This is a genomic window from Actinoplanes sp. NPDC048791 (assembly GCF_040650095.1).
Lineage (GTDB): Bacteria > Actinomycetota > Actinomycetes > Mycobacteriales > Micromonosporaceae > Actinoplanes.
Genome location: NZ_JBEZGQ010000256.1, coordinates 1 through 9,554 on the forward strand (window position 1 = coordinate 1; position 9,554 = coordinate 9,554).

The 9,554-nt window shown below is 69.8% G+C and carries 8 protein-coding genes and 1 pseudogene; 1 reads left to right on the forward strand and 8 read right to left on the reverse strand.

Annotated features, from left to right (window positions below):
* From AB0C29_RS19820 to AB0C29_RS19855, 8 genes and pseudogenes are all read right to left on the reverse strand, one after another.
* Positions 1–633, reverse strand: a pseudogene (locus AB0C29_RS19820) (hypothetical protein); the annotation flags it as partial.
* Positions 634–684: 51 nt separating this feature from the next.
* Positions 685–2,673: a thioredoxin domain-containing protein gene (locus tag AB0C29_RS19825; RefSeq protein ID WP_360822077.1), complete on the reverse strand. Its 1,989-nt coding sequence runs from the start codon at positions 2,671–2,673 to the stop codon at positions 685–687.
* A gap of 647 nt (positions 2,674–3,320) precedes the next feature.
* Entirely contained in the window at positions 3,321–5,783 is a 2,463-nt protein-coding gene (locus tag AB0C29_RS19830; RefSeq protein WP_360822079.1) for a nucleoside triphosphate pyrophosphohydrolase, read from the reverse strand.
* Between the two features lie 9 nt (positions 5,784–5,792).
* Positions 5,793–6,509: a hypothetical protein gene (locus AB0C29_RS19835; RefSeq protein WP_360822081.1), complete on the reverse strand. Its 717-nt coding sequence runs from the start codon at positions 6,507–6,509 to the stop codon at positions 5,793–5,795.
* A 2-nt stretch (positions 6,510–6,511) separates the two neighbouring features.
* Entirely contained in the window at positions 6,512–7,165 is a 654-nt protein-coding gene (locus tag AB0C29_RS19840) for an HIT family protein (protein ID WP_360822083.1), read from the reverse strand.
* A gap of 131 nt (positions 7,166–7,296) precedes the next feature.
* Positions 7,297–7,911, reverse strand: coding sequence for a maleylpyruvate isomerase family mycothiol-dependent enzyme (locus AB0C29_RS19845; protein WP_360822085.1), 615 nt, complete (start codon positions 7,909–7,911; stop codon positions 7,297–7,299).
* On the reverse strand, positions 7,908–8,351 hold the full coding sequence (locus AB0C29_RS19850) for a MarR family winged helix-turn-helix transcriptional regulator (RefSeq protein ID WP_360822087.1): 444 nt from the start codon (positions 8,349–8,351) through the stop codon (positions 7,908–7,910). The genes AB0C29_RS19845 and AB0C29_RS19850 overlap by 4 nt, the downstream gene beginning before the upstream one ends.
* Positions 8,352–8,356: 5 nt before the next feature.
* The gene (locus AB0C29_RS19855) at positions 8,357–8,728 is read right to left on the reverse strand and encodes a MerR family transcriptional regulator (protein WP_360822089.1); all 372 of its coding nucleotides are present in this window, start codon (positions 8,726–8,728) and stop codon (positions 8,357–8,359) included.
* A 78-nt stretch (positions 8,729–8,806) separates the two neighbouring features.
* Here AB0C29_RS19855 and AB0C29_RS19860 point away from each other — a divergent pair, with 78 nt between their 5' ends.
* Positions 8,807–9,499, forward strand: coding sequence for an SDR family oxidoreductase (locus AB0C29_RS19860; RefSeq protein WP_360822091.1), 693 nt, complete (start codon positions 8,807–8,809; stop codon positions 9,497–9,499).
* The last annotated feature ends 55 nt before the right edge of the window (positions 9,500–9,554 follow it).

The following is a 9,554-nucleotide window of genomic DNA, read 5'->3' on the forward strand; positions in this document are numbered from 1 at the left end:
GCGCTCCTCGACGATCAGCTCGGTGCCCGTGGCGACCAGCTCGGCGGCGGCCGCGGCGTCGTCCAGCATCCAGACGCCCCGACCGTCGTAGCCACCGCGCACGGCCTTGGCCACGACCGGCCAGCCCTCACCGGACGATGCCGGCCCGGCGGCGGGACCGGCAGAGGCGGCGGGACCGGCAGAGGCGGCGGGACCAACGGAAGCGGCGAGACCGGCGGAAGCGGCAAAAGCGGTGATGTCCTCGACGGAGGCAACCGGGCGCCAGCGCGGCACCGGTGCGCCCAGTGCCGACAGCCGTTCCCGCATCTGCCGCTTGTCCTGCGCGTACCGGATCGCGTCAGCGCCGGGGTAGATCTTGACGCCCTCGGCCGCGAGCGCGGCGATGTGCTCGTTGGGCACGTGCTCGTGGTCGAAGGTGACCGCGTCACATCCCTTGGCGAACTCCCGCAGCGCGGCCAGATCGGTGTGCGTGCCGATCCGCACATCAGCGGCGACGAGGGCGGCACTGTCGTCGGGCGACTCGGAGAGCACGCGCAACGACTGGCCGAGGGCGATCGCGGCCTGGTGGGTCATCCGGGCCAGCTGGCCACCGCCCACCATGCCGACTACGGGCAGACCGGTTCGGGTATCCATCTCGCCGCCAGCCTAACGAGCCCCGGTCCACCCCCGCCAAGCGGCCCGAACTCAGGCGGACAGGCGGGCCACCAGGTCCTCGACCGTGGTCACCGGGCGGTCACAGACGAACCCACGGCAGACGTACGCCGTCGACCTGCCGTCGATCAGCGGCCGGTCGGCCAGCAGCGGCACCCCCGGGCGGTCCGGCTCGCCGGCCACCACCACGGTCCCCGGCGGGGCATGCCGGTGCGCCGCCGCTACCAGCGGATCTCCCGCCGGGTCGGTGGTCGCGATCGCGATCTCGTACGGCCCGGCCAGCACCGCCTCGGCCACCGTCGCCGAATACCCGGCGAACCGCGGATGCCCACCGAGCAGCGGCCCCACCGTCGCCAGCGCCGCGTCGGCCGCCTCCCGGTACCGGGTCTCACCGCTCAGCGCCGCGTACGCCACCAGTGCGGCACACAGCGCAGCCAGCCCCGACGGTGTCGCATTGTCGGTCGGGTCCGCGGGCCGCGTCACCAGCCGTTCCGCGTCGTCGGCCGTGTCGTAGAAGCCGCCCTGCCCGCTCGGGAAGTGCTCGAGAGCCACGTCGAGCAGCGCCCCGGCCCGGCCGAGCCACTCCCCGTCGCCGGTCAGCTGGTGGATCGCGCAGAATGCTTCGGCCACGCAGCCGTAGTCCTCCAGGACACCGGCCGGTTCGCCGACCACGCCGTCGCGGGAGACGCGCCGCAGCCGGCCGTCCACGATGTGCCGTTCCGCCAGCACCGTCGCGAGGGCGACCGCCGGTGTGCCGTCCGTGCCGGTGAGCTGCGCATACTCGGCCAGGGCGGTCACCGCCAGGCCGTTCCAGGAGGCCACGACCTTGTCGTCGCGGGCCGGCTGCGGGCGCCGGTTCCGGGCCGTGAGCAGGCGAGCGCGTACGTCCTGCCACCGCTCCACAAGCTCAGGCACCGCAGCCTCGATGTCACGGGCCAGCACCAGCACGCTGCTGCCGTGCTCGAAGGTCCCCTTGGTCGTCACCCGGAACAGGTCCGCCGCCCAGGCACCGTCCTCGTCGCCCAGCGCCTCGATCAGCTGCGCCGGCGTCCACGCGTACGTCAGGCCCTCGGTCCCGTCCGTGTCCGCGTCCAGGGCCGACGCCAGCCCGCCGGCCGGCGTGCCCAGGTCGCGCAGCAGGAACGCGGCCGTCTCGTCGGCCACCCGGCGGGCGAACGGGTCGCCGGTGAGCCGCCACAGCTGGGTGTAGACGCGCAGCAGCAGCGCGTTGTCGTACAGCATCTTCTCGAAGTGCGGCACGGTCCACGTGTTGTCCACCGCGTAGCGGGCGAAGCCGCCGGCGAGCTGGTCGTAGATGCCGCCCCGGGCCATCTGCTCCGCGGTGTGCCGGACGATCTCCAGGTCGCCGGCCGAGCCGGTGCGCTGGTAGTGGCGGAGCAGGAACTGCAGGTTCATGTGCGGCGGGAACTTCGGGGCGCCCCCGAACCCGCCGTACGAGCGGTCGTGGTCCTTGGCCAGCAGGTCCGCCGCCGTGTCCAGCAGTTCCGCCGAGATCGGCGCGGTCTCGCCGCCGGTCAGCTGGGCGCCGCCGATCGCCTCGACCACCGCGGACCCCTGGGTGACCACCGCGTCGCGCTGGTCGCGCCAGGCGGTGGTGACCGAGTCGAGCAGGCGGGTGAAGTTGGCCTTGGGGAAGTACGTGCCGCAGAAGAACGGCTCGCCGGCCGGGGTGGCGAAGACCGTCATGGGCCAGCCACCCTGCCCGGTCATGGCCTGGGTGGCGGTCATGTAGACGGCGTCGACGTCGGGCCGTTCCTCGCGGTCCACCTTGATCGCCACGAAGCCGTCGTTGACCACCCGCGCGACCTGCTCGTCCTCGAAGGACTCGTGGGCCATCACGTGGCACCAGTGGCAGGCGGCGTAGCCCACCGAGATCAGCACCGGCACGTCCCGCCGGCGGGCCTCGGCGAACGCCTCGTCGGACCAGGGCCACCAGTCGACGGGGTTGTCCTGGTGCTGGAGCAGGTAGGGCGAGGTCGCGCCGGCAAGACGGTTGGCCATGCAGCCAACCTAGCCCGAGCGGGCCGCCGTAAACCTCAGGAGGCGCCGTCCGCGCGCAGGGGAATGACCTTGGGTGGCGCCGCCTGGGCCAGCTGGTTGAGCGCCGCGACGATCTTGTCGGCGGGCAGGGGGCGGCTGAAGTGGTAGCCCTGCGCCGAGGTGCAGCCCAGCGCCAGCAGGCCGGCGTGACCTCCTCCAGGGCGATCAGGTCGGGCCGGACCTTGACCAGCTCACGGACCGTGCCGGCCGGGTCGGCGTTCTCGTCGCTGACGTTGTGCTGCACGGCGGTGAGGTCGTAGGGGGAGTCGCCGTCCGGCAGCAGATGGCCGCCGAAGAGGCCGAGCCAGGCGGCCAGCGGCAGCAGCGTGGCCAGCGCGGCGATCACCGACCGCCGCCACCAGGCAAGACCCAGCAGCACCGGGACGGCGAGGCCGAGCCAGGGCAGGAACGTTTCCAGCAGGCTGCCCAGCTGGCTAGCAGTGTTCGGCACGGCCCGGTGAAAGGTCAGGAGGAAGGCCACGATCCCGGCAAGCCCGGCAACGGCGACCCCACGCCGCCGGCCGTCGTGCTTGCCGGAGCGTCTGGTGAACTGCCCGAGATGTCGCACCCCGCGATGCTGCCAGGGCCGCGCAAGCCGGACGGGACGTTCATTCCAGTCCGGGAATCGGATCCTGCCGCGCGCCCTTGCGTTCGTTCGTCCGGGCGATCGATTCGACCACGATCGCATCTTTGCGGTACGAAACGGACACGTCCGTCCCATCCAGTTTCGAGCGGATCGTCTGTGGCTTGCCGGGCGGCGGAGGCACGTAGCTCACCACGAGTTGCCGGCCTTGTTCGCGTACCTGCCACGGCTCCTGTGCGGCGGTCAGCTCGTCCATGCCGGGCAGGGTGCCGGTGGTCTCCTCGGATGACGGGGCGGCGGCGGACAATGACGTGCGGAGCAGGACCAAAGACTCGTCGAAGCCCCCGCGCCTGGTGCGCTTGCGGTCCACGGCGGCGCTCAGGTCGGCGTCGCTGATGCCGAGGGTCGACTGCAGAGCCCGCATCACCTCGACGAGGTCCGCCAGTTCGCCCAGGGAGTCGTCCAGGGCGGTGGATCGCAGGAGTTCGAGCGCCTCTTCGACCACCTTGGCGCGGAGCAGTTCCTGACGCTCCGAGTCGCCGGCACGGTAGGCGACTGCCTGTTCGCCGCGTTGCTCGATCAGGTCCGGAATGTTGTCCCGGACGAGCTTGTTGTGGTGCACCACGCCGCTCTCGGTCCAGTCCCGGCCGACGCACACGACCGGCACTCCACGCCGCTTGAGGATGTAGTAGGGGTGCGCGAGCGGACTGCCTTCGATTTCGATGACGTACCCGCCGGAGAGCGCCAGCTCCGCGACGTCCTTGACGAAACTCTCGTTCCGGATGAGGTCGCCACCGGGCTGGAGCCGGAGGATGGTCCCCTTCGGCGGCCGCTGCCGGGCGACCAGTTGCAGGTCGTCCCTGGTCAGAATCTTGTACCGGGGAACGCCCTGGTGCGAATGGGAGGTGGTGATCCCGGGCTCGATCTCGTAGGGGGTCGAGAACCAGGGCAGGCAGTCGGCGTCGGCGCCGTCGAGAATGTTGATGAACCACATCGTCGCGACCGGACGATCGCGGATCCCGGCGAGGGCGTAGGCGCCTTCCGCCACCGTTCTGAGTTGTCCCTCATTGATGCTCGAACGCCACAGCCATTCAGTCGGGGTCTCGCGGCTGGCCCAACCGCGATCCCGGCCAACATCCATGAACGTCGGCTTGGGAACGACCTGCCGACGCAGATATCCGGTCGTGACGTTGACGAGCGAAGAGTCATGCGAGCACCAGTTCAGGCCGTCCACCAGACCCCAGGTGCTGTCGATCTGGATCAGCGGATCGCCGGGCCTGGCATAGGTCCACGCGCATGCCCGGGCCCGCAGATATCGGTGCGCGATGAACGCGATCTCCCCAGCCCCGATGTGGGACTCGACCAGCCTTTTCGTCGTCTTGACCAGGAACTCGCCGAGTACCTCGGCATCCGCGACGTTGTCGGTCTTAGGGAGGAACAGTTTAGGGCCGCCGGCATGGGTGTCGACGTCGGTCCTGACGATGACATCTCCGGAGGAGAGCAGTCGCAGGTCGTCCACCACCGACGGCGGCACCTCGCCGGCGGCGAAGGAAGCGATCACCTCCGGGTCATCCAGGAGGAACAGCTGGGGCACGGGCAGGCCGGCCCGGGCGAACTCCTGAACGTTCCGTATCTTGGGCCAACGGGACTGCTCGGCGTCGGTCACGGGTGACAGCGGCGCGAATCTCCAGTGCCGCAGATCGCCCGCCTTGATCTGGTGGCCGGTTCGGGGCGACCACAGTTCCCCGGGAGGCGGTCCGGTGAGCGGAATGACCCGGTCCGCCTGCACGATCCACAACCGGTTGCCGTCCCAGATCCATTCGAGATGGTGCCGATACGGCTGGGTGGACAGGCGTCGAGAGACCTCGCGGAGTCTCGCCTCCAGCGCCAGCAGGCTCGGGCACAGCAGCGGCTCGTCGCCGGCCGGCTGGGCCGTGGTAGCGCCGATCTGGCGATCGCTCACGCTGCCGCCGACCTGTTCCTCCAGCGTCCAGATCCAGGCAGTTCGGCTGATCCGGTGCTCATTGCTCAGGTGACCGCTGATCAGGGCGTTGATCGTGGGTTGGAGCAGGATCGCCATGGCGCCCGGTGATTCGCCGGCGTCCATCGAGGACAAATACACCGTGGTCAGGGCGGCCCGGATGTCGGCTGGAGTGGCATCGCAGATGACCGAGGTGAATTTGCCGCGTTCCCGTAGGTCCTCGGTTTCGGCGGACGACCTGACGATGACCCTTGAATGGTGAAACGCACGAACCGTGGCCTCGAGCGTGTCGTCGCTGAGGGCCTGCCGCACGACTTCGGCGATTTCGGTGGCGTCCGGCCGCTCGCTCATCGCGACGAGCGGCGGAATGACCAGGGTCGGCGGGTACCAGGCGGGCGGGATCCGGAGCAGGCCGGCGCCCTTTCCGCCGGCCTCGTGGACCTCGACCATGCGCGCGTCGTCGAGCCGGCAGGCCGGCGTCGACAGTACTCGGTTCGAACGGTCCATCCGCACCGCCTAATTCGCTGGGTCGTCGGTCCCCGTGGCGCTGCCATCGTTGCGCAGCTGTTCTCTTCTGTCGGACCGGCCGAGATGCCCCTCCGCCATATCGGCCAGTTTGCTGATCGTCTGATCGGAGAAGTAGCCGACGAGGACCGCCACGCCGACGGCCCCGGTATTGGTCGACACCAGATCGGCGCCGAACACGGGAATGACACGGGCCGCGGATAGTACGACAACGGTCAGGCCGACGCCGGCGGACAACAGCGGGGTGAAGATGCGCCAGAGCCGGCGATCCTGATTCCAAAGCCCCTTGGCGACGGAATGGTACATCCATTTCATCGCGAACAGGGAGCCGCCCAGCATTCCGCCGAGCCAGGCGAATGCCCAGTGGGAAACGCTGTTCCAGTCCGCCTGATCGTCGAGGCCGAGCCAGTCGCGGGGCCAGCCGATGGCGATCACCGCCATCGACACCAGGCAGGCGATGTGGATGAAGAACACGTAGCTGGCCTCGACCCGGATGCCTTTTCGTGCGGCCGGATCGACATATCTGGTCTTCCAGTCCCCGCGCTGCCGGCCGTCCGTCGGCTCCTTCGGGGCGAATCCGGGGTCGTCCAAGGCGGTGGGCTCAGCGACCGGATCCGCAGCCTCGCGAGGGGCTTCCACCGGGCGGGCGCTGCCGACGGGATCGTCTGCCGGACGATTCCGCTCGTCGGCGCTCTCTGCCCCGGACACGATTAGATGAACTCGGTGCGGAGGCGGTCAGCGGTGTCCTCGTACGTGCTCATCCGCGGGTCGGCGTTCCAGTCCCACTTGTCATGTCCCAGGTGACCGGCGATGACGCGGCGGAAGAGCTGGCTCGGTATCTCCGGAGCGGCGGCGATGCTGCCCACGCCGTTCTGATCGCAGAGGTACAGGTAGTCCATTCCGCTCTCGTGATCCTGCCTGGCGTCCCAGGGCCAGACCGCCTGCTTCCAGGTCAGCCGGGCCCCCACGGGGTGGATCGCACGGGCTCCCCCGACCAGATTGGCAACGGTGGGAACCACGTGCAGATGCGCGTGGTCGACTCCGCACCCCGCGCTGCGCCCAGCCGTTGCCGGGCCGTGCTCGAAAGTGACGAACTTGCCGTACTTGGCGCCGACGATCTGACCGACTCTGTCGACGACGTCCTGGAAACTCGTACGCTCGGCCCCGGTCAGTTCGGATAGCGTAATCACGTGCCGCTTCGGAGCGATCAACAGCCATCCCTCGACCAATGAGCCGACCGACGGGAACACCATCATATCCGGGGTGTTGAGCAGTGGCGATTCCCGTTCCTCGATTGCGCAGAACCGGCAGTTCGACAACTCGGGACGGAACGTGGGTCGGTCTGATATCTCGGAGACTGTCATGCGTGCCCCATTGGGATAGCTGTGGCAAATGTGAAATTGCGTTCTGTGCCTGGACCAGATCGTAGTCGCTGCCCCGTCGCCAAGCGAGAGTGATCCACGTCGGGGCCTGCCGGTGAGCCGGTGGAAGTAGATCAGGTCCATCCCACGAGGTCCTTGCGGGCCACTTGCCGTCCGCAGACCGCCATGCCGAGAGCCTCGATCGGACCGGTCACCCGGGTGCCGGAGCCGCTGCGCCATTCGGTGTCGGTCGCGATCAGTTCGAGCCCGTCGAGCCGCCCCGGCGGCACCAGCGCCGGCGCGACCGCCGGCGAGACCAGATAGTCCAGCAGGATGCGCCAATCCTCCACCGGTACGTCCGCAGCCAGCCCCAACGGCCGGGCGATGTCCCGCAGGTGCACGCAGGTGTCGGCGAACGGGCCGAGCGGCCCCACCCGGGGCGGGTTCACCCGGTCGGCCGCGTGATCACGCAGCAGGCCGATCAGCTCACCCCGCGGTTTCCGGGCCAGGCGCCGGGTGAAGTGGTCCACGGTCCGGTCCGTGTCGCCGCGGTAGCGCAGGGCCACCACGAAGAACCGGCCGAAGCCCACCAGCATCGGCTGGACGAGGTGGGCGGCCAGATGACCCACGGTCCAGCCGGCGCACAGTGTCTCCGCCTGCCACTGGGTGTCGTCCAAGGCCTCCAGGAAGTCGGCGATCAGCCGGCGGTTGCTGGTCGTCCGGGCGTAGATCTCGGCGTCGGTGGTCATGTGGCCCGCCTCCGCACGTCGCGGCTCACGGCAGCCAGGACCTTGGCCGCCGTGGCGATCTCCTGCTCGGTGCAGTCCGGGGCCAGCGTGGCCAGCTGCCGCAGTTCGTCGTCGCGGATCCGACCGATCATGTCGGTCCCGCTGCCGGTCAGCACGATCAGCACCGACCGCCGGTGGGCCGGATTCGGCTGCGACTCCACGTAGCCCAGTTTCAGCAGGTCGTTGACGTGGCGCTGGACGCCTTGCCGGGCCAGGTCGAGCCGGTCGCCGATGGCCGGCACGGTCGCCGGGCCGTGCTCGGCGAGGACTTCCAGCACGGCCCGGGTGCCCACGCTCAGGCCGTCCGGCCGCAGTGCCGCCTCGACCACCCGGGCCGAGTTCAGGACCAGTGGCCGTACGTGCCGCAGGACCTCGTACAGGGCAGCTCCACGCGCCAACATGACAACTATGATGTCATACGCGCGCAGCTCGGGTGGGTCGGGTCAGCGGCGGCGGCGATCACTGCGTCGAGGCGGTCGCGGGTGGCCAGCAGGCCGGTGATCTGCTGATCGATGCGGTCCCGTTCCGCCGCCAGCCGGGCCTGGGACTCCGGAGTGCTCACGCCCCGGTCCACGCAGGGCAGCAGCTCCAGGATCGTGTGGCTGGACAGGCCCGCGGCGTACAGCTGCTGGATGAGCTGCACCCGGTCCACCGCCGCCGGCGGGTACGTCCGTTGCCCCCTCGGCGTCCGTTGTGCGGCCAGCAGCCCCTGCTCCTCGTAGTAGCGCAGCGCCCGTACGCTCACGCCCGCCGTGCCGGCCAGCTCGCCGATCCGCATGATCTCTCCCGCCGGTGTTCGTGAGGCCCGTCACCACACTTGCCTCTGACGTCAACGTCAGGTTTTAGCGTAGCCGTCATGAAGATTTCTGGTTCTGTCGCGCTGGTCACCGGCGCCAACCGCGGTATCGGCCGGCAGTTCGTCCTCGAGCTGCTCGCCCGCGGCGCCGCCAAGGTTTATGCCACCGCGCGTAATCCCGAGCTCGTCGACATCCCCGGCGTCGAGGTGCTGGCCCTGGACATCACCGATCCGGCCTCGGTGGCCGCCGCGGCCGCGCAGGCCGGGGACGTCAACCTACTGATCAACAATGCCGGCATCACGACCTACACCAACCTGGTCACCGGCGACCTCGACAAGATCCGGCTGGAGCTGGACACGCACTTCTGGGGCACGCTCAACGTCACCCGTGCCTTCGCGCCGGTGCTCGGCGGCGGCGCGATCCTCAACGTGCTGTCCCGGCTGTCCTGGGTCTCCTACAACGGCGCGAACGCGTACAGCGCGGCCAAGGCGGCCGAGTGGAGTCTCACCAACGGCGTCCGGCTCGAGCTGGCCGAGCAGGGCACGCTGGTCACCGGGCTGCTGCTCGGCGCCGCGGACACCGACATGATGGCCGGTTTCGACATCGAGAAGGCCGACCCCGCCGACATCGCCCGGGCTGCGCTGGACGGCATCGAGGCCGGCGCGCTGGAGGTCATCGCCGACGAGGCGACCGCCGAGGTCAAGGCCGCCCTGGCCGGCGACCCACGGGTGCTGTACCCCGCGGCGGTCTGAACCAGAAGCCCCGCGGCGGTCTGAACGCCAAACGGCCGGGCCCGCACTGCGCGCG

Coding starts and splice junctions, on each gene's coding strand:
- AB0C29_RS19825 (WP_360822077.1), bottom strand. CDS start 2,673: ATGGCCAACCGTCTTGCCGGCGCGACCTCGCCCTACCTGCTCCAGCAC.
- AB0C29_RS19830 (WP_360822079.1), bottom strand. CDS start 5,783: ATGGACCGTTCGAACCGAGTACTGTCGACGCCGGCCTGCCGGCTCGAC.
- AB0C29_RS19840 (WP_360822083.1), bottom strand. CDS start 7,165: ATGACAGTCTCCGAGATATCAGACCGACCCACGTTCCGTCCCGAGTTG.
- AB0C29_RS19845 (WP_360822085.1), bottom strand. CDS start 7,911: ATGACCACCGACGCCGAGATCTACGCCCGGACGACCAGCAACCGCCGG.
- AB0C29_RS19850 (WP_360822087.1), bottom strand. CDS start 8,351: ATGTTGGCGCGTGGAGCTGCCCTGTACGAGGTCCTGCGGCACGTACGG.
- AB0C29_RS19855 (WP_360822089.1), bottom strand. CDS start 8,728: ATGCGGATCGGCGAGCTGGCCGGCACGGCGGGCGTGAGCGTACGGGCG.
- AB0C29_RS19860 (WP_360822091.1), top strand. CDS start 8,807: ATGAAGATTTCTGGTTCTGTCGCGCTGGTCACCGGCGCCAACCGCGGT.